Origin of the sequence: Mesorhizobium sp. WSM3866, from assembly GCF_002294795.1 — a bacterium.
Lineage (GTDB): Bacteria > Pseudomonadota > Alphaproteobacteria > Rhizobiales > Rhizobiaceae > Mesorhizobium.
Map to the genome: position 1 here is coordinate 270,175 of NZ_NSGC01000008.1, position 24,553 is coordinate 294,727.

Consider the following 24,553-nt stretch of genomic DNA (forward strand, 5'->3'; position numbering starts at 1 on the left):
TCCGCCGAGCGTCGCCTACCCCTGCCAGGCCGTCAGATCCGCCAGTATCCGCGCCTTCACCGCCGGGTCGGCGTAGCTCGCATGCACCGATGTCGCGGCGAGCTGGCGGATGGTTTCACTGTCCCAGGCGAAGGTCTCGGCGCAGGCGGCGTAAGAGGCTTCGAGCGTCGTGCCGAGCAGCGCCGGATCGTCGGTGTTGATGGAGACGGGAACGCCGGCTTTGCGCAGAGCGTCGATCGGATGCTCGGCAAGCGAAGGATAGACGCCGAGTGCGATGTTGGAGATCGGGCAGACGCCGAGCGGAATTCGCCTCTGTGCGAGCAGGTCGACCAGAGCCGGCTCCTCGATCGCGCGAACGCCATGATCGATGCGATCGGCGCCAAGCAGCTCGATGGCGTCGCGAACGCCCTCGGGACCGCTCGACTCGCCGGCGTGGACGGTGCGTCGCAATCCGGCCGTGGCGGCGCGGCGGAACGCCTCGGCAAAGCGCGGACCGGTGCGCCCGGCGGCCGCCTCGTTGCCGTCGATCGAAAGGGCCACGACGCGCGGGTGCCTGATCCTGCTCAGCAACTCCACCAGTTCGATGGCGTCCTCGGCCGACTGGGTGCGCAGCAGGCTGATGCAGAGCCCGACCGGCGGGTATCCATCCTGCTCGGCCGCCGCGAACCCGGCATCGAAGGCGTCGATCATGCCGGCGGTGTTCCGGTGCCAGTGCGGCCAGTGGGTCGGATTGACGATGACATCGGCGTAGCGCACGCCGCTCTTGGCCATGCGCCGCGCAAATTTATAGGCGGTGATGGCCAGCTGCTCGCGCGTACGAAACGTGCCGCACAGCCAGTCGAGCATTTCGAGGAAGCTCTTCAGATCATGCGCCTCGAAGAGCCTGTCGCGCGGCGCGCGCAGCGGGATGCCAGCCTCCTCGCAATTCCTGATCACGTCGTCGGCCTCGAAGCAGCCCTCGACGTGGATGTGCACTTCGGCCTTCGGCAACCCGATATAGTCGGTCAATGAAGCCTCCCGAGCTTTGTGGCCGCATCAAATCACGAAAGGCGAGATCAAGGCTTCAAGAAATGATTGAAAGATTTGTGTGTGATGGCCGCCAGTCTTCCCCCCGTTGCGGGCCGTTGCGGGGGAGATCGGCAGGTTCGGCCTCATTGCGTGTCCGCGTGGGCTCTCAGCTCGGCGCGCTTCTCGTCCGACACCACCGCCAGATCCAGCACCTTCTGCAGACCCGCCGCATGGCGGAAATTGGGCTCGGCCTGCACGCCGCTTTTCACCGCCTCGACGAAGCGCTGGTAGTTGGTCGGCACGGTGCCGGCGTCGAGCTCTTCCCATTTGGCGTCCTCGACATTGGCACCGATGCAGCCCTTCAACATCGAGCCATTGAGATTGTGCACCACCTCGATGCCGCCCTTGTCGCCATAGATGCGCAGCCTGAGCTCGTTGAGATGGCCGCTCGCCCAGCGGCTGGCATGCACCACGCCAAAGGCGCCGTTGGCGAAATCGAGCGTCATGGCGAAGCTGTCATTGGCGTCGAGCTGGTAGTCGCCGATGCGGTTGCCCGGCGCCTTGTCGAAGGCGCGCAGCCGGCAGAATACGTGGTCGATATCGAGGGCGGCGCCATAGCTGGCGAAGTCGAGGATGTGGATGCCGACGTCGCCGAGCACGCCGTTTGAGCCGTGGCCGCGCGAGAGCCGCCAGAGCCACTTGGGGTCGCTTCGCCAGTCGCCCCAGAATTTCGATACCAGCCAGCTCTGCAGATAGGAGGCCTCGACGTGGCGCACCGTGCCGATCTCGCCGGCCTGCACCATTTGTCGCGCCTTCTGCAAAGGCGCGACGTTGCGGTAGGTGAGGTTAACCATGTTGACGACGCCGGCGGCTTCCGCCGCATCGGCCATCTCGCTTGCCTTGCCGAAATTCTCGGCCAGCGGCTTTTCGCAAAGCACCGGCTTGCCGGCGGCGATCAGCGCCATCGTGGTCGGGTGATGGATGCGGTCGGGCGTGACATTGGCGACCGCGTCGAAACCGTCCCAGTCGAGCGCCGCCTCCAGCGAGGTGAAGCGCTTCGGGATCTTGTAGGCGTCGGCATACTCGCCGACGCGGGCTGGATCGACATCAACGGCACCGACGATGTCGACGCCTTCGATAGCGCCGAAGCGGCGGGCATGCTCCTGCGCCATCCAGCCGGTACCGAGTATCAAAAGCCGCATTTTGCTCCTCCAGAGGAATTGGTTCGATTCAATGATATGAGGCGGGCGATCTAATTGTTGCTTGTACGCAATCCCAAACAGAAAACGGTTTAGCGGAAACCAGCCTCGCCGGGCGCATGCAGCTTGCCGCCGCGTTCGACGATCGGCTCCAGCGCCTTCTCCACCGGCACGTTGGGTGCTTTGAGGATGGCGGAATTCCTGCCCTGCGGGTTGTGCGCCCACTTCACTGCGTTGCGCAGCACCTTGTGCACGGTCGCGTCGTGGTAGGTCGGATAGGTTTCGTGGCCCGGGCGGAAGTAGAAGACATTGCCGGCGCCGCGCCGGTAGGTAAGGCCTGAGCGGAACACCTCGCCGCCCTGGAACCAGGAGATGAAGACTGTCTCCAGCGGCTCCGGCACGGCGAACTGCTCGCCATACATCTCCTCGTTCTCGAGCTCGAAATACTCGCCGATGCCTTCGGCGATCGGATGGCTGGGGCTCGTCACCCAGAGCCGTTCGCGCTCGCCGGCCTCGCGCCATTTGAGCGTGCAGGGCGTGCCCATCAGCCGTTTGAAGATTTTCGAGAAATGGCCGGAGTGGAGCACGATCAGTCCCATGCCTTCGAAGACGCGGCGTGCGACGCGCTCGACCACATCGTCGGCCACCGCGCCATGGTCCTTGTGACCCCACCAGACGAGCACGTCGGTCTCGGCGAGGCGGGATTCAGGCAACCCATGCTCCGGCTGCTCCAGCGTCGCGGTCGAGGCGGAGATCGCCTTGTCGGCGTTGAGCGCGTTGGCGATGGCCGTGTGCATGCCTTCCGGATAGATGCCGGCGACCACCTCATTGGTCCGCTCATGGATGTTCTCGCCCCAGACGACAGCGCGAATTGTCATGGATTGCCTCGTGATGGTGAGAGGGTGGAGCCGCCCGGCGCAATAGATAGCGTCTTCGGCCGGCATTGGAAGCGGTTTTTGCCCTTCGCTCCGCTGCACATGACGACGAGCCAGAAAGCATCGTTGGCGAACAACCACATACGCCTGTATGCTTCCGCTTTGATTCAACCACCTCCACCCAATTGGCAACCGTCCTTTCCCGTGCGCAATATCAGCTATGGGCGAAGTGCTTATAGGGGCGGCGATTTTTGCTTGTCTGGCCGGGGCGTCGCTGGTCAGCCTGATGGTGCATGAGCGCTTCCCTGCTCACCACCTTGGCGACGATACCAGCGCGGTGGTGCGGCTCGCCGCGAACCTCTTCATGGTGATGTCCTCGCTGGTCCTCGGCCTGATGATCAACTCGGCCAAGAACACGTTCGAATCCATCAACGTCAACGTCCACACCTTCGCTACCGATCTCATTCTGCTCGACAGAACGCTCCGACACTATGGACCGGAGGCGGACGGCGCCCGGCAATCGCTCACCGCCTATGTGCAGCGCGTCGTCGATACCTCGACCGCCGACAGCGACACGACGGTCGTCCCGAACAGGCTGTCGGAACTGCTGCTCAATCAGGTCGGCGATATCGTGGGCGGATTGACCCCTGCGAACGCCAGGCAGACCGCCACGCAACAGGCGGCGACGCAGCAGTTGCAGAAGGTGATCGCGCAGCGCTGGATCCTGGCCGAGCAGTCCGAGGGTGCCATCCCCGCGCCGCTGATCGCGCTGCTCGTTGCCTGGCTGACGCTGATCTTCGCCAGCTTCGGCTTCCGAGCACCGTGCAATGGAACCATCATCTTCACGTGCCTCGTGTCCGGGGCGCTGGTGGCCGCGGCAATCTATCTGATCATCGACATGGACAGCCCCTTCTCCGGCCCGATCCAGGTCTCGCCGGCGCCCCTGCAGAGGGCGCTGGCGGAACTGACGCAGTGAAGGTCAGGCACGACCGAACATCTCGATCAAAAGTTTCGCCGCCACCGCCGCGCCGTCGGCGCGGACCGAACGGGCAACCTCGCTCGCACGGATGTGGGTTTCGGGCGCCAGCGCCGTCTCCATCGCCGCCGACAATGACCCCGCTGTCGGAACCGGGCCGTCATGAGCTGCGCCGATGCCGAGCTCGGCCACCCGCCGCGCCCAGTACGGCTGGTCGCCGATCTGCGGCACCACCAGTTGCGGCGCTCCTGCCCGCGCGGCGGCGACGGTCGTTCCGGCACCGCCGTGATGCATGACGGCGGCGACGCGGCGGAACAGCGCCTGGTGGTTGACATCGCCGACGGCGAACCAATCGTCCCGGTCGTCGGTAAGGCCAAGCTCGGCCCAGCCACGCGCGATCACCGTGCGCCGGCCCTTGGCGCGGACCGCCTCGATGGCCGCACGGCCGGCCTCCTTGGCCACGGCAATGGAGCCGAAGCCGACATAGACCGGAGGCGGGCCGGCTGCGAGGAATGCCTCCAGCCCGTCGGGCAGCGGCCGCTCGTCGGCCAGGATCCAGGCGCCGGTCTGCCTGGCATCGGTCAGGTCCGAAGGCAGCCACGGCCCGAGCGCTGGGTCGCAGGCGAGCAGGACCGGATCGCCGTAGACATAATCGCGGACATTTTCCACCGCAGGCAATCCGAGCGACGCGCGCCAGCTGTTGATCGCTTGGCCGAACAGCGCGTTCTTGGTCGCGATATCCGTCTCCCACAGCAGCCGGTTGTCGGTGACCCCGGCTGGAAGCGGATGTCCCGGATATTCATGCGGCCGGTTGTGCGCCGACGGCAGCCATATCGGACAGAAGGTGGCAAGGATGTAGCGCATGTGCCGCTGCCCGGCGACCAGCCGCGCGGCGGCACAGGACGGAAACAGGCCGCAGGCCACCACGGCATCGCAGCCTTCGGCAGCCGCCATGAGCGTATCATATTGCCTGGCAAGGATCTCGGCCGCCTGGCCGGAGATGAGTGCGGCCACGTCCTTCGGCGATTCCGATGCCCTGCGCCGCGTCATCTCCTTTACCCATTCGCGCACCGGTGCGAAGGCCGGCACCAGCTCCACACCGGCACGGGCGCACAGCGCTGCAAATTCTTCATCGCCGGGGACACTCACCCGCACCTCGGCGCCGAGCGCCTGCAGTCGCTCGCCCAGCGCCACCACCGGCTCGACATCGCCGCGCGAACCGTAAGTCGACAGTAAAATCCGCATGCAAACTCCCTTTCCTAAACTGAGGTCAAGGGCAGCGTAAATACGGCATTGCCGGGGGCTTGCCGCAAGCCCGGGCTGCGCCATATATGCTTCCTGGGAGAGGGAGTTCTCCTTTTCCTCATCCGCAATTCGATGGCACCGGTCACTGCCGCTGTTGCAAGAGACGTGGCGAAGACTTCAAGCGCGTACGTCGACCGCGCCGCGCGTCAACGGCGGTAAAGACCGCAAACCGTCAAGAGATCAAAGGCAGCCTACCGGCAACAAGCTGCTGCCGGCATAGTGGCGGGCGGGGTCAGCCCTGGCGGCCTTCCTGGGCGACCTGGGTGGGCGACCCGTTCAGGCGCGGCACAACGACCAGGCGCTTGATCTTCCCCTTCTTGAAGGCAGAGAGGAAGCGGCCATAATCCTTGAAGGCCACGCAGCCGCTGGATTGGGCTGGGGCGCCGCGCAGCAGATAGGTATGGGCGAGCAGACCGTTGCGGTTAAATTTGTTCCTGCCGCTGGTCGGCGTCAGCCGGATGGCCTCGACGCCATGGAAGCGCGATTCGCGCAGCGACAGATTGTAGGTGTCGGGCGGCGTCGGGCCGGAATTCTTGCGGTTGGCGAAGCGCGGCTGGTCGGCCATGGCGCCCTTCCCCGAATGCGCCTCCAGTTTGGAGCCATCGGGCATGTAGACCGTCGCCGTCGAGATGTCATAGACGGCGACGCCATTGCCCGTCGAAGGACTGTTGAACAGACCCCTAAAGGCGTTGCCGAGACCGCCGCGCTCGGGCGTGTCCGGCTTGGCGTAGGCGAGCATCTCGGAGGCTTGCGCCTTGCTGCGCTTGGCCGGCGCGGCCTCAATCGGCTTCGCACCCTGCACACCCGGAAGCGCCTGGTCGGAGCTCCTCAGCGAGCGCGGCGTCTGCGCACCTTCGGCGGAGTCGACAACGGTCGGCTGCGGCTTGGCCGGCTGCGGTTTGGCCGACTCCGGTTTTGCAATTTGGGGCCTTGCCGCCTGGCTTGCCTGCGGCTTGGCCGGTTCCGGCTTCCTCGCGGCATTCTGTTCAGGCGCTTCCGTCGCGCGCCCGAGGGCGGTGCGCGGCCTCAAACCAGGCACGGCGATGCTGTCGGGCAAATCATCCTGCGGCGGCAGCGAAGCGACCTGCACTTCAGCTTGTCCGTCGTCGCCGGAAGCGCCGGCCGTCATCTCAGGCGCGTCGCCGCTGGCGAGCGCGACGGCGCTCGGCACGTCGACCGTCTCTTCGGGCATGACATTGGCAAGCGCCAGCGCCAGTTCGGACGCGCGCTGAACGTCGACCTGATTTCCGCCAAAGCGTGACTCGGCCGGGCCGCTCAAGGTCAGCCCACTCCGGCCCGAACCGCTGTCGGCCGCGCCGCCGAAGCGGCTTGCCGACGGCAAGCTCGCCAGCAGGACCGGAGCGTTCTCGGCGCGCCGGAAGGCATCGGCCAGTTTCTGCGGCGAAAGCCCGGCGCGCTTGATGACGCTGTCGAAACGGTCGGCGACGTCCGCGGCGGAAGCCGCGACAACCTTCTCATGCGATACGCTATCCGGTGCCGGTTTCAGCCGCGCGGCCTTGCCGTCATGCACCAAGCTGGAGGGGTTTGGCGTGGAGCTCGCAAAGCTGGCTGCGAGACTGAGGCAGCCGGCATCGCAGCCGCGGGTGAGCGAGCCCGTCTTGTGCGCGCCGTTCGCGGCAAGGCGCGGCGCCCAGGCGTTCGCGACCTTGCGGCGCTGGTCGCCAAGCACGATGCTGCGCGGCGCAAGCATGCTCTGCGGCAATCCGTTGGAGGCGGCGGTGAGCGAGGTACTCACGGAATAGAGGCCGGCCATGGTCGCGACCGACCACAGGGCCAGGGCAGCGCCGACAGCAGGCACTACAACCCAACGATGACCACCAGATTTCTTCGAAGTTACCCCCTCTTCAGGAGCGTCACCCCGGTTCTTCAAACGCAAAAACGCCATACGACCACTCTCAATCGGCATGCCGGTTTGCGGACCTGGCACCCGTCACGATCACAGCTCGCCTGGTGCCCCCTGCACCTTCACGCGTCTGTTGCCGATTGATTCAAAAGATGGACAAAGATGGTTAACCAATCCCTCCACCAATCGCCATTGTGGCGACGGTCCATACGAAAAAAGAGCCCTCCATGGTCTCCGCCACGGTAAAAATGCTCTCCCTCAGCTGCTTTGCTGCCCGTTTTTGCGGGCCGAGTCAAGCAAGCGCGAAGGTTCTACCCTTTCGGGCGATCGCCAGCTAAGGACGGATTGAGGTTAAAAAACGGCAGGAAGAGCCTGGCGCGACCAGCTGCGACATCTCTTCCAGGGCGGCAGATCGCAACGCCAACAGCTATGCGGGAAGACAGCCTTCGCCGCGCCCGACAATCAAGGACGGAGCTGTCGAGCCGGATTGCGTCGCGACGGTGCGGTGCGGTGCTCCGCAAGCGATTGCAACAACTCCGCTTCGGCGCTGAAGCCGTTTTGGAAGGCTTCGATCACGTCGGAGGCAAGCTGTTCTCTTTCGCCCCCGTCTTTTAACGCCAGACGGCGCTCGTTGCACAACTGATCGAATACTTTCTGGAGAAGCTCCAGCTCGACTGGCGTGAATATTCCGCTGTGCTTGGTGAAAGCCATGACGCCTCCCTGCCCTTAGATGGGCGAAAGCGCGATCTACTCTTTCAAGCGTCTACTCTTTCAAGCGTCCGTGTGCCTCGTCTGGGTGCGGACGACAAGGCATCCTACACCTTTCCGGCCGGCCTATCGATTCCGTCGTAGTCGTAGATCGGACCGTTCGAGCTGCCCCGCTTCCGTCGGGCAACGTCGCGGGCGCCTTGGAGCTGTTCAACTTTTGAATCGCTTGCCCCAATCCAACCGATTGTTTTTGCACAGCTCACAGCGAATCCTGGAGCTGCTTCAATCACCGGCAAACGGGCGCATTCAGCGCATTTGGTCCGAATCGTCGGCAACGCCGACGTGATGCCGATAGACCATTCCCCAACCCTTCCAGCCGGTGAACAGAAGAATGAGGACAACGATCAGCGACAGGACAAGGCCGACCGGCACAACCGCTGCCTCCGCGTCGGCATATCGCGAGTACCAGTTGTAGAGTTCGATGAGAACGACGACCACGTTGCCGCCGGCGTGAAGCCATGCGTCCTGGAGATTGCGGATCTGGGTGTCCCCCAGGACATCGGTCAAGCCGGCAAGAGCCGCCAGCACGGCCATGATCAGACCTGCCCCCAGCAGCCAGAGCGTAGCGGTGACCCAGCCCGGATTACCGGTTCGCCAGAAGATAAGGTCGCAAACGAAGGTCGCGACGAAGAAGGCGATCGGGAACGGTATCAGCATTGCATGAACAGGATGGCCGGCAATGCTTGCCGTGCTGTGCGGATTGCGAGGGATCGTGTGCTGGACCATCGTATGGCCTCCTCGAGGCGTGGCGAGCGCCGCCCTCAGGCCACATCACAACGCATCAGGGGCTCGGCGGCAGAAAGCCGGATATATGCAAACTCCGGTTGAGCCGGAATGTTCCATAACCCGACTGCGCTGCGCGGGACGGAATTCACGCACCGCTATAGGCGAGTATGCCAGTGTGGGCTCGACTCGAAAGCGAGCTGAATGATAGTGTGCTCTTGTCGCGCGCGATCGAACTGCGGGTGAGGGCAAGGTCCGCAGCGCTTCCTGGCGCACGCCGCAACTGGAGCAGCAACGGATTACGCCACTTCGGTGATTGCGGACAGGCACGGCAGCGGTGAGGTCGCCGCCAAAATTCAGTCGACATCATCGTGGCTGAACTCTAGGCCAACCTATCGAGCCAGGCGCGCATCGGCCAAACCGGGGACAGGTTTCGTCTTGCCGCTGAGCCGCGCTCCAAAGGTGAGCGTGCGTGGAAAATTGCGGACGACTGCCTCCATCAACGCGGCGCCGCCGGGGCCGAGGGCTAACCGAGCCAGGGCTTCGGCGGCCAGGACCCGCGTGGAGAATAATCTTCGCCAGACCGCCTCGTAGCGTTTGCCGGCCGCTTCCCGTCCCGCCCGCCCGCTCGCCGCCCCGCCGAGTTCCTGAGCCACAAGCCAGCCGGACTGAAGCGCCATCGATATCCCCTCGGCGATAATCGGATGCGACTCGCCAGCGACATTGCCGACGCGGAAGATGTCTGCTTCGTAGCCTGCGCGGATCCCCGGCCGGATCGGACCGGCGGCGAGCCACGGACCATCGAGACGGGCATCCGCCAGCGCGTCCCGCGCGCCCCGGCATGTCGCCATGATGTGACGCTCGACGGCTTCGGCCGCCGGGACATGGCCGCCGCGTTCGCGGGCAAGGCTGCCGCGCCGCCGGGCAAGCACGTCGCGCCTAATGCAGCACGAGATCGATAGGCGGCCACGGTCGGCGAGCACCATGCCGCCGTAGCCGCCGGGAAAAGTGAGCAGCGGCATCAGATCGGGCGGCAGCGCCGACCCGGTGAAATGTGCCTTGAACCCGAGCAGGTCCGAGGAGCGGCTTTGTTTCCCGAGCTGGCTCGGCAGCGGCCCCGGCTCCCACGAACCGTGTGCAGCGACGATTACCGATGCCCGCAGGGTCATCCCCTCCTCGCCGGGACTGCCGCTTGTAGCCTGGATCCGCAGCGCCTGGCGGTCGCCATCCCTTTCGATGGCGACGGCACGGCAGGGCTGGAACTCTTCCACGCCAGCCGAGCGGGCCGCGTCGAGCAGCAGCGTGTCCAATATGTCGCGGCCAAGCGCGCGGCCGAAGCCGTTTCTTGCCGCGGGTCCGGATCGCGCGCCCGGCATCGGCGCCTCGATGCTGGCATTGCCGGAAAAGAGGCCGACCCGGCGTATTTCCGGACCGGCCTCGCCGCGCCAAGCATCGCCGATACCCAGCCGGTCAAGGAGCGCGAGGTTGCTTGCCGAGATGTATTCGCCGCATACCTTGCGGCGCGGAAACGCGCTCTTCTCCACGATCGCCACAGCCCATCCGCGCCGGGCGAGCGCCAGCGCCGCCGACGTGCCCGCCGGGCCGGCGCCGATGATGATCGCATCGTGGGTGGATGCGCGCTTCACGGCTTTTCCCTGGGCGCATCCCCGACCTGGATCGCCGAGGCCCCGACAAAGACATGCGAGAAAGGCCCTGCGCGCCGTTCCTCGAGCGGGTTGCCGCCGGCGGCAGCCCAAAGATCGGAAAGCTCGTGGCCGCGAAAGCCGGCGCGGACGCTTTCAACCGCATCATGTCGCGTGACGTCGTTGACGCCGATTGCCGGCAGAAGCCGGGCCGCGACCAGTGCAAAGCCCGCCCGCAGCGGTTCCGTCGCCAGGATGAGCGGCGCCTTGGGCCGCAAAAGCGAGAACAGGCGAAGCAGTGCAGCATCGTTGAAATGATGCAGGAACAGGTTGACCGTGATCGCGTCGAAGGCCCTGCCATCCGCCCTCTCTGCCCAATCGACGACATCTGCGGTGATGGTTTCGATCGTCCATCCCAGCCCGGCGAAATCCGCCGCGAGCTTCGGCGTGGCGAGGCCGATGCGATCGAGCATCGTCAGCTCCACCTGGCGCCAATCGCGTGCCATGCGCCTCGCCACCTTGAGCATGAAGGTGCCGTCACCGGCGCCGATCTCCAGGATGCGGCCCGGCGGCCTCGCCAAAAATTTCCGCATGAGCGAGGCCATGATCGGCGCCTGGAACATCAGCGCGTTGATGCGGGCGAGATCGCGGCGCGAGCGGATTGCCCGCGCATCGTCGGCCGCGAGCCCGTCCAGGATTTCCGGAACGAGGCTGCGTTCAGCGAGCGCACTCATGAAACGGTCCTGAACAGCATGGTCTCGGCCGTCAGCCCGGGCCCGAACGACATGCCGCAGCCGAGCAGCCCGCCCGGCTTCTTCAGCATCTTCTCCATCACGAACATGACGGTTGGCGACGACATGTTGCCATATTGGCGAAGCACCTCGCGCGAGGGCTCGAGCGCGGCGGGCTCGAGTTCAAACGCCCTTTCGACGGCGTCGACAATGCTGCGGCCGCCGGGATGCACAGCCCAGAGGTCGATCGCTTCCGGCGCCCGGCCTGCGAGGATCGCGTCCCGGTTGCTGCGCAGGGCTTCCTGGACAGCGGCCGGCACCTTGCCGGAAAGAACCATGTCGAAACCTTGGTCGCGGATATCCCAGGTCATCAGCTCGCGCTGCTCGTTCACGACGGCGCAGCGGAAGGAGTCGAGCTCGATGCCGGGCGGCTCGGCGGTGACGATGCTCGCCGCGCAGCCGTCGCCCCAGAGGCAGAAGCACAGCAGCTTTTCCAGTTCGGTGGTTTCCCTGATGTGCAGTGTGCAGATCTCGATATTGACCAGCAGTACCCTTGCCCCCGGATCGGAGCGTACGATGTGGCGTGCAAGCTTGAGGCCGTTGACCGCAGCGTAGCAGCCCATGAAACCGATCATTGTGCGTTCCACGCCGTCCGCAAGGCCGCAGCGCTGAACCAGGTCGAGGTCGATGCCGGGCGCGGAGAAACCGGTGCAGGTGGTGACGATGAGGTGTGTGATGCGCGAAGCCTCGTTGCCGAGATGCAGCCCGTCGACGCCCTTTTGTGCCAGCGTGGGTGCGGCCTCTGCGAACATAGCCATTCTGGCGGCCGTCCCGGGAAATGCCCCGCGCTTGAAGATCCCGCCGAGATCGACCGACGGCCCTTCGGGATCGAGAGCCGGGGCAAAGCAGGAGAAGCGGTGGTCAATGCCGGCAAGCCCGGCCATGCGTTCGAATAGTTTCCTGCGGTCGCTGCAGAGCATGGAGGCCGCGTAGCGCAGGTAGAACTGGTGGACTTCATGCTCCGGAACCGCCGTCGCGATCCGGTTGATGTAGGCGTTAGCGGACATGTACTGTCTCCCTGGGCCTCGGCGCGGTGCGCGCTGTTGCCGGAGGGGTTCCTTGCTCATGAGCGCGCTTTTGCAGGCGCCAAGCGCTGACCGTTGCCTGTTCGATAAACGTTTCGGAAAACCGGTTTCTTCCCTGGCGTGCAACCCCGAAACTAAAAGATTTGAAAGGGATGATAGGCAAAATCAAAGTGTTACGCGCCCTAGCAGCAGGCAAGGATTTCGGGTCGATCACTTGCTGCCCTGCACCGTTCCGGGCACGATCAAGGCTCCCTGATCGCGCTCTGAATATTTGAAGCCGATAAAGAACAAGGCGATGATGATGAGGCCGACCGCCAGCACGATGGCGAGGGTCCTTCCCGGGTTTTCGGCAGGCGGCCTATCTAGCATGGTGGTTCGCCTCGCATATAAACCTGGCGAGGGCGGGAAGGGTTCCCAGGCGGGTAGAACGCTCGCCCGGTCCGACATTGACGGTCTCGGCAAGGAAGCGGGAAGCGCACGCACCCCAGCGGGCGAATAGCGACTGACCGGCGATAGCTGCAAATTGCATCAATCGAATTGTGAGAAAATTAATCAGGGCTTTCTAATATTGTTGGTCACCCGGCAACGAATTCCGGTAACGGACCCATGACAAAGAACCTCGGCAACGCCAAGCCCAACGCCCCTGCGGGCGAGATAAGATCCTCGCCATTCGGCAGGATAGCGCCGGCGCTGTTCCCGCTGGCAGTCGTGGCGCTGGGCTACCTCGTGGGCAAGCAGTTCTTCGGTTTCTGATGCTGGGCAAATGTTCTGTGGAGGCGGGCCGGAGCCTCGCGCGGGCCGGTGGTCGTATTCGGCCGTTTGCGCCCCTCCCACTGCTTTGGTCCTAGGGCCTAGGTCGTTCTTGCCCTTGCATTAGTACAAGCGCATGTTCGAAGTAGCCGGCAGGCTCGCAAACTCCGGTCAGGCCCGGCCGCCGAACCCAAAACACCCCCCCAGGCTGCCGGGCCGCCGGCGCGCCTCGCAAGCAAAGCCCCCCAATCCGCAACCAGCGCTACTGCCGTGGCGAACCTGCACGCGCTCACAATCGCTCCAAAGCGCTCGAGAGGCGTATCGTTGCGCGGACCGGGCGCCGCATCGAAGTCGAATTCTACCTAGGGTGCCGCTCAAGCTTTCAGTGTCTGGATTTTATCCATTTTGAACGGCGCTTACCGGAAATCTGTATTTTCGACATCAAGTGTGCTCGTGCCTTGCAACTATTCTCCTGCTGAGGATAATAAGCGGTTGCTTGCGGCGACCCTTCGTGCGTTAAATCGTATTGCTGTTCGAGGATGCAATTCTTAGGGCGACGAGCTGGAGCTGCACATGGTGGCAGGCGAACCAGACAGTGTCCGCGTAAAATTCATCAACGGCCAATGGCTGGTGCGCGTCGTCGAAGGCGGCCGGCTGGCCCATCAGTTGTTCAACATCCACGCGGAAGCCGAAGCCTTCGCCGAGGAGGAACGCCACCGGCTGGGCCTGCCGGGCGAGCCGCCGGCCGCGGAGCCGGTCGAGCCAAAGCGGCGCCGCGGGCGCAGACACTGAGCGCCCAATATCCTCAATTTCGTGTGGCTTGCCTTCGCCTCACCGGCAACCAGTTTGCGCTCCGCGGAAAATGCGGGAACAATCGGCGGGACGGGGAAGTGCTGCCGATGTGCAATCTTTACAACATCACCACCAGCCAGGAAGCGATCCGCCAGTGGTCGCGAGCGCTGCGCGACATTTCGGGCAATCTCGAACCTTCGGTCGACATCTATCCGAACCAGCCGGCGCCGGTGGTGCGCAATGCCACCGACGGCAGCCGCGAGCTCGCCCGGCTGCGCTGGGGCATGCCGACGCCGCAAGAACGCGTGCGCGGCAATGCCGATCCGGGCACGACCAACATCCGCAACCCCCAATATGCCCACTGGCTACCTTATCTCGGCGTCGAGAACCGCTGCCTGGTGCCGGTGACGAGCTTTGCCGAACCCTCGCCAAAGCCCGGCGACAAGGATCCTGAAACCGGCGTGCAGAAGAATTTCTGGTTCGCGCTCGGCGAGGACCGCCCGCTGTTCTTCTTCGCCGGGATGTGGACGCCCTGGTATGGCGTGCGCAAGGTGAAGGAAGGTCCGGGCGACCACGAGCTCTACGGCTTCCTGACGACCAGGCCGAACGCGTTGATCGCGCCGATCCACGAGAAGGCGATGCCGGTGATCCTGGCCACCGAGGCGGAAACCGAGCTGTGGCTGACAGCGCCGTGGTCGGAGGCGAAGACGCTGCAGCGGCCGGCGCCGGACGACGCGCTGGTGATCGTGGACAAGCCGGCGACGCAGATCAAGTTTCCGGCGGAACCGCCGGCGCAGGGGTCGTTGTTTTAGCTCCTCGCCTTCTGCAGCACCCAGATATAACCCTTGGGCGGATGGTCCTGGTCGATGAACTGGGTCTTGACCTCAGTGTCCTTGCGGCCGCAGCGCTTGCAGCGGAAGCGGATGGTTTCGAGCGGCTTGTTCCAGCCGACCACCTTGGCGACGTCGTTCGCCTTGAAGCGGCCGGCGTGGTAGCAGTGGCGGCATTCGGCTCTGAGCAGCATGTTGGCCTTGGCCGCCCGGCCGACGCTGTCCATGGGTCCGGCCATTTCTCATGTCCGGTCTGAATAATCCTCAGGCAGCGGCAGCAGGCCGAGCCAGGCGGCGCGGAAATCGAGGTCCCTGCCCGCCACCGCGCCCATCATCTCATGCAGCCTCTCCACCAACCCGTTGAGCCGCCAGTACATTTCGCCGTTGGTCTTGAGATTGAGCTGCGCCGCCAGCACGGTCTGGCGCAGTTCCAACGCATCGCGAATGATCGCCTCCGCGTCCGACCGGAACAATCTGTCATAGCGGCTTCTCCGTCTGCCCAACGCGGCTCTCCGTGATCCTGAGCAACCGCCCCATCTGCTGACAAAATAGGAACCCGTTCCTCGCTGAGTCAATTCGTCGTTGACAATTTTGTTCCCTTTTTGTTCACATGCTAGTGGAAACCTGCGGAGCACCCGAGATGGATCACATCGTCAGGCTCGACAGCCGCGAGGAAGCGGCGCTTCAGGCAATCGCCGAGCGGTTCATCGCCCGGCACAAGGGCGACCCGGTGAAGGCGCTGAAGGAGATGATCGTGTTCAACGGCCATCTCCAGCAACGGCTCGACGCGCTCCAGGCTTCAAGGCTTCGTCAACGAGACGCGTCGGGACGGCGCGGCTGAGGCATGCTGCCCCGTCAGGCGGCCCGCAGTCCTTCCTTCGGACGCAGGTTCTGGTTCATGCGGAACAGGTTCTGCGGATCGTAGCGCTGCTTGATCTCGAGCAACCGGCGATAATTGCCGCCATAGGCCGCTTCGACACGGTCGATCTCATCCTCCGGCATGAAGTTCACATAGGCCGTTCCGGCAGCATGAGGCTTTGATGCTTCATAGATGTCTCGAGCCCATTCGATGCAGGCCTTGTCCATGGCCGGTTCGCGCCAGCGGGCGTGAACATTCATGACGAAATGCGAGCTCCGCTGCGGAAACGCCGTCGCTTCCGCCGGGACGCGGCCAGCGACGCCGCCGACATGGCCGAAGAATATCTCGCATTCGGGACCCGGAAGCCTGGATATCGCGGTCGTGGTGATCTCGATCGCGCTGTCGGAAAGCTCGGTGAAGTCATGGCTCTTCCAATAATTGCGGGCGCCAGGCGCGAGCAGCGGATCGAAGGCCTGCTGCCAGCCCGTGAACGGGTTGGGACCGACGACGTCGGCGATCGGCGTGCCGATGGCGCGGAGCTTTTGCGTCGCCTTTTCGCCAGCCTCGATATCGCCGCAATAGCACATGGCCAGCACCAGCACTTCCTTGCCGTGCCATTCGGCCGGCAGGAAGGGCAGCGGCGGCGCCTGCCGCATGACCACCCAGCAGGTCAGTTCGTCGGGGGCGGTTTCGAGCGCGGCGCGGTATTCCCGAAGCACCTTCCCGGCATCGGCGAAGGGATGGACGACAAGGCCCGACAGCACTTGCGGCCCGAACTGGTGAAGTTTGAACTCGAACCCCGTGACGACGCCGAAATTGCCGCCGCCGCCGCGCAGCGCCCAGAACAGGTCCGCGTTCTCGGTCTCGCTGGCGCGCAGCAGCTTGCCGTGCGCGGTTACCACGTCGGCCGAAACGAGATTGTCGATGGTCAGCCCGTATTTACGGGTGATCCAGCCGAAGCCGCCGCCCAGCGTCAGGCCGGCAATACCGGTGGTCGAGTTGATGCCGGTCGGCAGCGCCAGTCCGAAGGCCTGTGTTTCCCGGTCGACATCGACAAGCGTGGCGCCGGGTCCGACCCAGGCGCGCCGCGCCGCGACATCGACCCGCACAGACTTCATCATGGAGAGATCGATGACGAGGCCGCCCTCGCAGATGGCGCTGCCGGCAATGTTATGACCGCCGCCGCGCACGGAGACGAGAAGTCCGTTCTCACGGGCGAAATTCACCGCGGCAACGACATCGGAGGCGCCGACGCAGCACGCGATCAGCCCGGGCCGCCGGTCGATCATGTCATTCCAGATGCTGCGCGCGCCGTCGTAGCCGGCGTCACCCTCCCGCAGAACCGTGCCGCGTATTTGCGTCGAAAGCGTTTCCAGGGCGGCGGCGTCGACCGTGGTCTTGCCGCCCTCAAGGGCAGTGAAGCTCATGGCATTCATGAATTCCTCCCGTTCTTGTTGATGAGCCCCCTCCGCCCGAATTTTAGTGTGCGCTCATGTTCGGCATCCCGCAAGTTATCGCGGGCAGCGAGCCGGCCGTGCGGGCCTTGCTCAACAAACGATTGGCAAGAACGGCACGCGCGTTGCCAGCAATCTTGACGGGCAGGAATAACAGGCTTTCAATCAAGAGAGATTATCGCTGCGGATATAGGGGAACGCCGCATGAAACGCATGTTGTTTGCCTGTTCGATATCGTCTGTGCTGCTATTGTCAGCGAACCGGGCGTTTGCGTTCAATTTCGGCTTCGTCAGAGTGCCGGACTGGATGGATCCTTATATCGGCGTGCTCGTTGCCGTCACCCTCTTCTTCTGGCTCGGACTGGCGGCGACAAAGCCGAGCGGCGTGCCGTTCAAGCAGGTGCGGTATGTGAAGATTTCGCCCATAGCGAATTTCTTCTACCTCGGCATCGCCTTCTTCTTCACCATCATGATGATTATGCTGTTCGCCGGCATGGGCCTGGGCGATACGCTGAGTGGACCGGCGCAGCGTAGAGAGAGAGCGAAACGGGACAGATCGAAGCTCTTTCGCGCCCCCTTCTGTCCTGCTGGAGATCTCCCCCTCAAGGGGGGAGATTGGCAGCTTCGGCGCCGTGCGCCTATGCCTTCACCCGCTTCAGCGCCTGCGCCATGCAGTGAATGCCGCCGCCGGTCTTGGAGATCTCGCTCATGTCGACGGCCGCCACCTCGAAGCCGCGTGCCTTCAGCTTTTCGATCAGCGTCTTGCTCGAGGTCGGGGCGATCACCCTGTCCTTGCCTAGCGACATGAAGTTGCAGCCGAGCGCCATCGTATCCTGGAAGGGCACGTCGATGATCTCGTGGCCCTTGCCCTTCAGCCAGTCGACGATGCCGGGCTCGGTGCAGGCAAGGCAGACGGCGGTGAGCTTTTCGGCGATCGGCACCACCATCAGGTCTATGTGCACGTAGTATTCGTCGATGAAGGCGATGCGCGTCTCCCAGCCTTCCTTGTCGAACCAGGCCTGCACCTGGCGCGCGCCCTCCTCCTGCGTGCGGGCGCCGCCGCAGCCGATCAGCACCACGCCTTCCTCGATGACGTTGAAGTCGCCGCCCTCGAAGGTGCCGGCGGTCACCATGTCGTAGATCGGGATGCCGAGCTTCTCATAGGTGCGGATGGCGGCGTAGTTCTCGCCGCGCCGCCACCAGTTGGCCATTGCGGTGATGAACGCGCCGTAGGGCGTCATGACGCTGGAGTCGCGCGAATAGACCTGCATCGGCAGTTCCGGCGTCGGCTCGTGCCAGTGGATGGTGACGCCGAAATGCTCGTAAGCGGCGACGAGGTCCTTGTGCTGCGCCTGGGCGATCTGGATGTTGCAGGGCGCCTCGCGCAAATGCTTTCTGGACAGCGAACTGGTCGAAAGATGGCGAAGGAAATTGGGCGAGCCGAGCAGCACGTCGGTCAGAACGTCGGTCTCGTTGGCGAAGCCCCAGGCAGTGAGCGGCTTGGTGCCGCCATTGGGATTGCGGCGCTGCAGCGAGAACGGCTCGGCGACGATGCGGTCATGGACGGTCATGGTGTTCTCCTCGGGGTCGGTCTGCTTGAGATCATTGGCTGCTCGGTATCCACCAGTCGCGCCCGCGCCCGGTGGTGACATATTCCGGCCAGCGGAAGTTTATCGGCGGCTCGTAGTCACAAAGCGGCGCGATCCAGTTCGAGCCGCCGGCGCCGCCGCCGGTTCGCTTGACGAATTCGTCCATGGCCGCATCGCGCGTTGCCTTGTCTTCCAGTAGGCGAAGCGCGGTGAGCGCGACGGTCTTGGAGGCGCAGGTCACCATCGGGTCGATGGTGGCCGCAATGCCGCCCAACGCGTTCATCACCCAAGCGGGATAGGCGTGACCGTTGGCCGAGCGCAGCGCCGGGCGGGCGACGTAGAAGCGCGATGTCGGCGCGTGCCAGCTCATGTCGGTATAGTCGTCCGAGGTCGAGTTCACCTGCGAGGGCGGCAGGTCGCGCCGCAGGATCGCCTCGGCCTCCTGCGGCGTGATAAGGCGCTCCAGCTCGTCGATGAACGGATTCTCGGTCGCCTCGCCGCCAGCATTGACCTGGACCTCGCGGGCGATCGCCCTCGCCTCTTCGTTCCACTGTGGCGGACCGACGGTCGAGAGCGCTTCATAGGTGATGCCGGCCATGGCGTGGTTGGCCAGTCCCGGGCGCGACTTCGACACCCAGTGGCGTTCGTAGCGGGAGCCGCTCATCCTGGCGGCGGCTTCCGCGTTTCGGTCGAGCACGGCGGTCACCTGCTCGGCCATGGCGATCGTCGGCACGCGGATCATGTACTGGATCTCGGCAAGACCCGCCGGCAGATTGTCGGCGGTCGCCTGGCCCGCGGTCAGGATCGCTTCGCTGATCGACCAGCCGCCCTGGTGGGTCAGCATGGAATCGCGCAGCGCCTTGGAAGCCATGTACATCATCATCAGCGCGTCGTTGGCACCTGGCGCCCTGACCGCGGAATGCGCCTGCGGGATCGGGGCGCCATCGCTTGCGCGACCCCAGTTCTGAGGCTCGTCGCAAATGAAGCGGTAGATCATCGAATACGCCGCGCCGCAATGCGTGTCCCAGCGCGCGGTGTTGCAGAGCGGCAGCATATAGAAGGGATGAAAGGAGATCATGCCGGCAAGGCCGTCATAATAGCCCTTGGCGGCATGGATCGGCTTCGAGCCCCTCACCTTCTCTGCCGGCTCGCCAGTGAAGCGCAGCGTGCCTTGAATGCCATGCTGCTGCATCGCGGCCTTGGCGGCGAGCAGCCCGCCGAGGCTGCCAATGCCGAGGCCCGAGTGCGGATCGGTATGGCCACCCGCCTCGACGCTGAGCCCCGCCCGCGGTTGCTTGACCGTCACGGCATCCTGGCAGTTGCCGGGCACCGCGTCGTATTCGGCATACATGCCGATCGTCGGTCCTTCGCCATTCGTCCAATGCGCGCAGAAGGCGGTCGGCATGCCGCCCGAGCCCTCTTCCACCGAAAAGCCCTCACGCTTCAGCCGGTCGACATACCAGGCTGCGGACTGGTACTCGCGCCAGGCGGTCTCGCCGAGGTCGAAGATGGTGCGCGTCCAGGCCGACAAGAGCGGCTGGATGCCGTCGATGCAGGCCAGTGCCGTTTCCTGCGCTGATGTCGTCACCGGTTTCTCCATGCCGCAAAGAAAGCAGTGAAGCGGCTCTTCAAAAAGTGATATGTTTTCCCGGCTCGTGCAAATTCGGTTCACCTGAGGCCTCTTGCGCATACCTTCCACGCAGGCGCTTCGCGCCCTCGACAGTTTTGCTCGTCACGGCAGCGTGTGGCGCGCGGCCGATGAACTCCACCTCACCCGCAGCGCCGTCTCGCATCAGCTGAGGCTGCTCGAACGCGACCTCGGCTTCGATCTCTTGCAGCGCATCGGCAAGGGCGTGGCGCTGACGCCGCGCGGCCAGCGCTACGCCGCCGATGTCAGGAAGGCGCTGACCGTGCTCGGCGACGCGGGGACGCAGAACAGCGGCGCCGGCGTCGGCGGCTCCTTCGGTATCTCCTGTCCGCCGGGCTTCGCCTCGATGTTCCTATGCACCCATATCGGCGAGTTCCAGCAGATGTATCCGGACGTCGCGCTCTCGGTGCTGACGCCGCGGCGGCTCGACGATGTCAGCAATCCGGAGGCCGACGCCTTCATCGCCTTCGGCGTCGGCAACTGGCCGAACCGCGCGGTGGAGCTGCTTTGCGAGGTCTCCTTCACGCCGCTCTGCAGCCCGACGTTGCTCAACAAGGTGGGCGGCTTTTCCAAGCCCGCCGACGTCCTGCGCGCCAACCTGCTGCATCTCAGCGATACCGAGGACTGGGCGCGCTGGCTGGCGCTGTCCAAGGTGGAAAATCCCGACACCGAAGGCGGCATCTTCTTTTCCGACATGAACCTCGTCTTCTCGGCGGCAATCGCCGGCCAGGGCATCGCCATGGGAGACGAGCTGACCGGCCGCCGGGCGCTGAGCGAGGGCAGGCTGGTCAAGCCGTTCGAAGCGACGGTGCCCTCGCCGCGCTCCTACTATCTGGTCTTCGAGCATGCCAAGGCGGGCCACCCGGTACTCAATGCCTTCAGCGACTGGCTGCGGGCGAAGCTTTTGGAAAGCAGGCTGGCGAAGTATTGAAGGCGGGGACGCCGGCACGCCTTAGGATGTCCCTCGGAGTGCCAACCGTCCGGTCGTCATCCCCGGGCTTGACCCGAGGATCCATTCCGTGGCGATCGCGAAAGGCACGCTTGATCAGAATTCTGCACCGTTGCAGCTCCCAGAGGTCACGGCATGGCAACCAGGGTCTGCGCGCGTCGCTTCGCTCCTTGCTCCGCCCTGAAATGGCGACGGCATGAACGCCTTCGCCAATCGCGAAGGTTGGCGAGCCCGCCGAACGCCCAAGTTTGGGAGACGCTCGCGCCACCTGCCCATCCGTGAATCAAATTTGCCGAACAGACGAAAACTATTCGGTTGCGGTGAACGCGCGCCGTGCATACGATTTGAAACAAGCGTGAGGACGAAGGCAGGATGCAGCAACCCGGCCGGGCCGCAGAGATCAAGGCGAACGGGATAGGCAAGAGCTTCGGCTCGTTCCGGGCGCTGGACAATCTCACGCTCGATATCGGCCGCGGCGAGTTCCTGACGCTGCTTGGGCCATCCGGTTCCGGCAAGACCACCTTCCTGATGATCTTGGCCGGCTTCGTGCAGCCGAGCGAGGGCAGGCTTTTCAGCGACGGCACCGACATTACCGACCGGCCGGCCGAACAGCGCGCCGCCGGCATGGTATTCCAGGGCTATGCTTTGTTCCCGCATATGAGCGTGGAACAGAACATCGCCTTTCCGCTCAAGGTGCGCAAGAAGTCCGCTTCCGAGATCAAAAGCCGTGTCGGCGAGATGATCGAGCGCGTCGGTCTCAAAGGCCACGAGAAGAAATTGCCGGCGCAGCTTTCCGGCGGCCAGCAGCAGCGCGTGGCGCTCGCCCGCGCCCTGGTGTTCGAGCCGGGCGTGCTGCTTCTCGACGAGCCGTTCTCGGCGCTGGACAAGAGCCTGCGCGGCCAGATGCAGGCCGAGATGAAGCGGCTGCACCAGGAGACCGGCACCACCTTTGTCTTCGTCACTCACGACCAGAGCGAGGCGCTGGCGCTTTCCTCGCGCGTCGCCATTTTCAATCACGGCAAGCTCTTGCAGGTCGGCAGGCCGGACGAGGTCTACGACCGGCCGGCCAGCCGCTTCGTCGCCGAGTTCCTGGGCGAGATCAACATGCTGCCCGTGAAGGGCGTCAAGCCCGCCGATAATGGCGCCACCGGTGTCTGCGAGGACCGGGCGGTCAACATGCGCTGCAAAGCAGAAAAGGTCCGCGGCGACGCTATCCTGGCAATCCGGCCGGAACACATGTCGATCGCGCCGGAGGCAGCGGCCGGCGAAAACGGCATCGCCGCCACTGCTGTCGCTTCGACCTATCTGGGTGCGGCGACCAAGCTCGACCTGACCACGCGCCAGGGTGCGAAGGTCACCGTCTCGGTGCCGAACGAGGTGGCCGCGGCAGCGTTGAGCAAGGGCAATTCCGTCTGGCTGACCTGGCCGGCGGAAAAGGGCTTCCTCCTGCCGGACGGAGGACAATGAGCGCCGAAGCGGCGTGAATTCGCCGCGTCGGTTTCCGGATCAGATCAATTAAAACAAGGGGAACTGACATGAACGAGACCAAGAAACAGACCATCGACTCCCTCGCAGAGAGGGCAAAACGCGGCGAGATCTCGCGCCGGCAATTCGCGCAGCTTGCAGGCCTCGTGCTCGCCGGCACGCCGATGCTGCTGCGCTCGACCCATGCTCAAGCCGAGACCAAGGGGCTGGTGCTGGTGAATTGGGGCGGCGACGCCATCACCGCTTACGACGCCGCCTACGGCCAGGCCTTCACCAAGGATACCGGCATCCCGGTGAAGATGGACGGCTCGGGCCCGACCGAGGGCGCGATCGCCGCGCAGTTCAAGAGCGGCGCGCCGACCTGGGACCTGGTCGACGTCGATCCGTTCTCGGCCATTACGCTGGGCGGCCAGGGCATGCTCGAGCCGATCGACTACAAGATCGTCGATAAGAGCAAGATGCGGCCGGGCTTCGGCTGGGAATTTGCCGCGTCGACCTATTTCTTCTCCTACGTGATCGCCTACGACTCGCAGAAGTTCGGCTCCAATGCGCCGACCGGCATGGCCGACTTTTTCGACGTGAAGAAATTCCCCGGCAAGCGCTCGCTCTACAAATGGGGTGTGTCGAGCTGGGAAGCCGCCCTGCTCGCCGACGGCGTGGCACCCGCCTCGCTCTATCCGCTCGACCTCAAGCGAGCGCATGACAAGATCGCCGCCTTCAAGGAAAACGTCGTCTCCTATTGGGGCGGCGGCGCCGAAAGCCAGAGCGTGCTGCTCAACGGCGAGGCTTCCATGGCGATCGTCTGGTCGACGCGCGCCTCGCTGATCGAGCAGGACTCGGGCGGCCAGATCAAGTTCATCTGGGACCAGGGCCTGATCTCGCCCGGCGCGCTCGCGGTTCTGAAGAACAACCCCGGCGGCAAGGAAGCTGCGATGAAGTTCATCGCCAGCACGCAGGATCCGCAGAAGGAACTGGTGATGTTCGAGAAGCTCGGCCAGGGCCCGGCCAACCCGGCGGCCGACGCGCTGATCCCGGCCGACAAGAAGCGCATCAACCCGGTCGATCCGGAAAACATGAAGAAGCAGATCCCGCTCGACATGGAGTGGTACGCCAAGAACTACGGCGCGGCGCTCGACGAATACACCAAGATCATCTCGGCTTGAGCGGGCGGAGATGCTGAACTGACATGAGGGGCACCCTCTCCGACAGGACGGGCGCGGCGCTGTTGATGGCGCCGCTGCTCCTGTTCCTGGTCCTTGCTTATGCCTGGCCTTTCCTCGGCGTGGTGAAGTGGAGCTTCACCTTGCCGACGCCGGGACTCGGCCAATATGGCGCGCTGGTCAGCGATCCGCTGGTGCAGTCGGTATTCGTCCGCACGTTGCGCATCGCGGCGATCGTCACCATCGTTTCCGTCACCGCCGCCTATGCGATCACGGTCGTCTGGGTGCGCGGCAGCCCGGTGCAGCGCGTGCTTGCGGAATTCTGCATCCTGGTGCCGTTCTGGATCTCGGTGCTGACGCGCGCCTTCGGCTGGGTGGCGCTGTTGTCCAACCGCGGGCTCATCAACACCTGGCTGCAATCGATCGGCTTCATCTCCGAGCCGCTGACGCTCGTGCGCAACGAGTTCGGCGTCATCGTCGGCATGTCGCATTTCCTCATCCCCTTCGCGGTGTTTCCGCTGGCTTCGGCCATGCGCAGCCTCGACGAGCGCGTGCTGCTCGCGGCGCGCGGTCTTGGCTCCAGCCGCATGCGCACCTTCTGGACGGTGTTCGTGCCGATGACGCGCTCGGGCATTATCGGCTCGGCGATGATCACTTTCGTCTTCTCGCTGGGCTTCTTCGTCACGCCGGCGATCCTCGGCGGCGGCCGCAGCGTGATGATCGCCGAACTCATCTATCTTCGCATCTTCCAGAGCCCGGACTGGGGGCTGGGCGCGGCAATAAGCGTCGTGCTGGTGGTGTTCGTCGGCGCGCTGATGGCGCTCTTGTTCCGCTACGTCAAACCGAAGCAATTGGTGTAGC

25 protein-coding genes are annotated in these 24,553 nt (G+C 64.4%); 9 read left to right on the plus strand and 16 right to left on the minus strand.

Annotated features, from left to right (window positions below; all coding sequences use genetic code 11):
• Nucleotides 1-15 precede the first annotated feature (15 nt).
• The 3 genes from add to CK222_RS20025 form a co-directional block, all read right to left on the minus strand.
• A complete protein-coding gene (add, locus tag CK222_RS20015; protein ID WP_095801530.1) occupies nt 16-1,008 on the minus strand; it encodes an adenosine deaminase in 993 nt (330 codons plus the stop codon).
• Nucleotides 1,009-1,151: 143 nt separating this feature from the next.
• Nucleotides 1,152-2,210, minus strand: a complete 1,059-nt coding sequence (locus CK222_RS20020; protein ID WP_067325422.1) for a Gfo/Idh/MocA family oxidoreductase — start codon at nt 2,208-2,210, stop codon at nt 1,152-1,154.
• 89 nt (nt 2,211-2,299) lie between these two features.
• A complete protein-coding gene (locus tag CK222_RS20025; protein ID WP_095801582.1) occupies nt 2,300-3,085 on the minus strand; it encodes a ThuA domain-containing protein in 786 nt (261 codons plus the stop codon).
• Between the two features lie 217 nt (nt 3,086-3,302).
• On the opposite strand from CK222_RS20025, the gene CK222_RS20030 reads away from it, so the two are divergent.
• Complete coding sequence (locus tag CK222_RS20030; RefSeq protein WP_067325426.1) at nt 3,303-4,058, plus strand: DUF4239 domain-containing protein; 756 nt, start codon at nt 3,303-3,305, stop codon at nt 4,056-4,058.
• A 3-nt stretch (nt 4,059-4,061) separates the two neighbouring features.
• Here CK222_RS20030 and CK222_RS20035 read toward each other — a convergent pair whose 3' ends face one another.
• The 8 genes from CK222_RS20035 to CK222_RS32385 form a co-directional block, all read right to left on the minus strand.
• Nucleotides 4,062-5,303 carry a glycosyltransferase gene (locus tag CK222_RS20035; protein WP_095801531.1) on the minus strand — a complete coding sequence of 414 codons (1,242 nt, stop codon included), beginning with the start codon at nt 5,301-5,303 and terminating at the stop codon, nt 4,062-4,064.
• 292 nt (nt 5,304-5,595) lie between these two features.
• Nucleotides 5,596-7,182: a tlde1 domain-containing protein gene (locus tag CK222_RS20040; protein ID WP_245433107.1), complete on the minus strand. Its 1,587-nt coding sequence runs from the start codon at nt 7,180-7,182 to the stop codon at nt 5,596-5,598.
• 507 nt (nt 7,183-7,689) lie between these two features.
• Nucleotides 7,690-7,938, minus strand: a complete 249-nt coding sequence (locus CK222_RS32380; RefSeq protein WP_067325433.1) for a hypothetical protein — start codon at nt 7,936-7,938, stop codon at nt 7,690-7,692.
• A gap of 303 nt (nt 7,939-8,241) precedes the next feature.
• Complete coding sequence (locus tag CK222_RS20050; protein WP_067325436.1) at nt 8,242-8,721, minus strand: DUF2231 domain-containing protein; 480 nt, start codon at nt 8,719-8,721, stop codon at nt 8,242-8,244.
• 389 nt (nt 8,722-9,110) lie between these two features.
• Complete coding sequence (locus tag CK222_RS20055; protein WP_095801533.1) at nt 9,111-10,364, minus strand: NAD(P)/FAD-dependent oxidoreductase; 1,254 nt, start codon at nt 10,362-10,364, stop codon at nt 9,111-9,113.
• Nucleotides 10,361-11,095, minus strand: a complete 735-nt coding sequence (locus tag CK222_RS20060; protein ID WP_095801534.1) for a methyltransferase domain-containing protein — start codon at nt 11,093-11,095, stop codon at nt 10,361-10,363. The genes CK222_RS20055 and CK222_RS20060 overlap by 4 nt, the downstream gene beginning before the upstream one ends.
• Nucleotides 11,092-12,159 carry a type III polyketide synthase gene (locus CK222_RS20065; protein WP_095801535.1) on the minus strand — a complete coding sequence of 356 codons (1,068 nt, stop codon included), beginning with the start codon at nt 12,157-12,159 and terminating at the stop codon, nt 11,092-11,094. The genes CK222_RS20060 and CK222_RS20065 overlap by 4 nt, the downstream gene beginning before the upstream one ends.
• Before the next feature lie 228 nt (nt 12,160-12,387).
• Nucleotides 12,388-12,546, minus strand: coding sequence for a hypothetical protein (locus CK222_RS32385; protein WP_176477679.1), 159 nt, complete (start codon nt 12,544-12,546; stop codon nt 12,388-12,390).
• Between the two features lie 237 nt (nt 12,547-12,783).
• Here CK222_RS32385 and CK222_RS32390 point away from each other — a divergent pair, with 237 nt between their 5' ends.
• The 3 genes from CK222_RS32390 to CK222_RS20080 all read left to right on the plus strand — a co-directional run bounded on the left by CK222_RS32390 (nt 12,784) and on the right by CK222_RS20080 (nt 14,531).
• A complete protein-coding gene (locus CK222_RS32390) occupies nt 12,784-12,930 on the plus strand; it encodes a hypothetical protein (RefSeq protein WP_082954140.1) in 147 nt (48 codons plus the stop codon).
• Between the two features lie 570 nt (nt 12,931-13,500).
• The gene (locus tag CK222_RS20075; protein WP_095783325.1) at nt 13,501-13,719 is read left to right on the plus strand and encodes a hypothetical protein; all 219 of its coding nucleotides are present in this window, start codon (nt 13,501-13,503) and stop codon (nt 13,717-13,719) included.
• 107 nt (nt 13,720-13,826) lie between these two features.
• Nucleotides 13,827-14,531, plus strand: coding sequence for an SOS response-associated peptidase (locus CK222_RS20080; protein WP_095801584.1), 705 nt, complete (start codon nt 13,827-13,829; stop codon nt 14,529-14,531).
• On the opposite strand, the gene CK222_RS20085 is transcribed toward CK222_RS20080, so the two are convergent.
• Together CK222_RS20085 and CK222_RS20090 are read right to left on the minus strand one after the other, a co-directional pair.
• The gene (locus CK222_RS20085) at nt 14,528-14,788 is read right to left on the minus strand and encodes a hypothetical protein (RefSeq protein ID WP_141247091.1); all 261 of its coding nucleotides are present in this window, start codon (nt 14,786-14,788) and stop codon (nt 14,528-14,530) included. The genes CK222_RS20080 and CK222_RS20085 overlap by 4 nt on opposite strands.
• A 3-nt stretch (nt 14,789-14,791) precedes the next feature.
• Nucleotides 14,792-15,052, minus strand: coding sequence for a hypothetical protein (locus CK222_RS20090; protein WP_127246657.1), 261 nt, complete (start codon nt 15,050-15,052; stop codon nt 14,792-14,794).
• Nucleotides 15,053-15,189: 137 nt separating this feature from the next.
• On the opposite strand from CK222_RS20090, the gene CK222_RS20095 reads away from it, so the two are divergent.
• A complete protein-coding gene (locus CK222_RS20095) occupies nt 15,190-15,390 on the plus strand; it encodes a hypothetical protein (protein ID WP_095779104.1) in 201 nt (66 codons plus the stop codon).
• A 14-nt stretch (nt 15,391-15,404) separates the two neighbouring features.
• Here the strand turns inward: CK222_RS20095 and CK222_RS20100 are convergent, their stop codons facing one another.
• The 3 genes from CK222_RS20100 to CK222_RS20110 all read right to left on the minus strand — a co-directional run bounded on the left by CK222_RS20100 (nt 15,405) and on the right by CK222_RS20110 (nt 20,050).
• Nucleotides 15,405-16,844: an FAD-binding oxidoreductase gene (locus CK222_RS20100; RefSeq protein WP_095801537.1), complete on the minus strand. Its 1,440-nt coding sequence runs from the start codon at nt 16,842-16,844 to the stop codon at nt 15,405-15,407.
• Nucleotides 16,845-17,499: 655 nt separating this feature from the next.
• Nucleotides 17,500-18,432, minus strand: a complete 933-nt coding sequence (locus CK222_RS20105; RefSeq protein WP_067330684.1) for a dimethylarginine dimethylaminohydrolase family protein — start codon at nt 18,430-18,432, stop codon at nt 17,500-17,502.
• A 31-nt stretch (nt 18,433-18,463) separates the two neighbouring features.
• A complete protein-coding gene (locus CK222_RS20110; RefSeq protein ID WP_176477680.1) occupies nt 18,464-20,050 on the minus strand; it encodes an amidohydrolase in 1,587 nt (528 codons plus the stop codon).
• Nucleotides 20,051-20,132: 82 nt separating this feature from the next.
• Between CK222_RS20110 and CK222_RS20115 the strand changes: the two genes are divergently transcribed.
• The 4 genes from CK222_RS20115 to CK222_RS20130 all read left to right on the plus strand — a co-directional run bounded on the left by CK222_RS20115 (nt 20,133) and on the right by CK222_RS20130 (nt 24,552).
• Complete coding sequence (locus CK222_RS20115; protein ID WP_066999260.1) at nt 20,133-21,029, plus strand: LysR substrate-binding domain-containing protein; 897 nt, start codon at nt 20,133-20,135, stop codon at nt 21,027-21,029.
• Nucleotides 21,030-21,419: 390 nt separating this feature from the next.
• Nucleotides 21,420-22,514: an ABC transporter ATP-binding protein gene (locus tag CK222_RS20120; RefSeq protein WP_095801538.1), complete on the plus strand. Its 1,095-nt coding sequence runs from the start codon at nt 21,420-21,422 to the stop codon at nt 22,512-22,514.
• Nucleotides 22,515-22,582: 68 nt separating this feature from the next.
• Nucleotides 22,583-23,695: an ABC transporter substrate-binding protein gene (locus CK222_RS20125; RefSeq protein ID WP_066999254.1), complete on the plus strand. Its 1,113-nt coding sequence runs from the start codon at nt 22,583-22,585 to the stop codon at nt 23,693-23,695.
• A gap of 23 nt (nt 23,696-23,718) precedes the next feature.
• Nucleotides 23,719-24,552 carry an ABC transporter permease gene (locus CK222_RS20130; protein WP_067330676.1) on the plus strand — a complete coding sequence of 278 codons (834 nt, stop codon included), beginning with the start codon at nt 23,719-23,721 and terminating at the stop codon, nt 24,550-24,552.
• Nucleotide 24,553 lies beyond the last annotated feature (1 nt).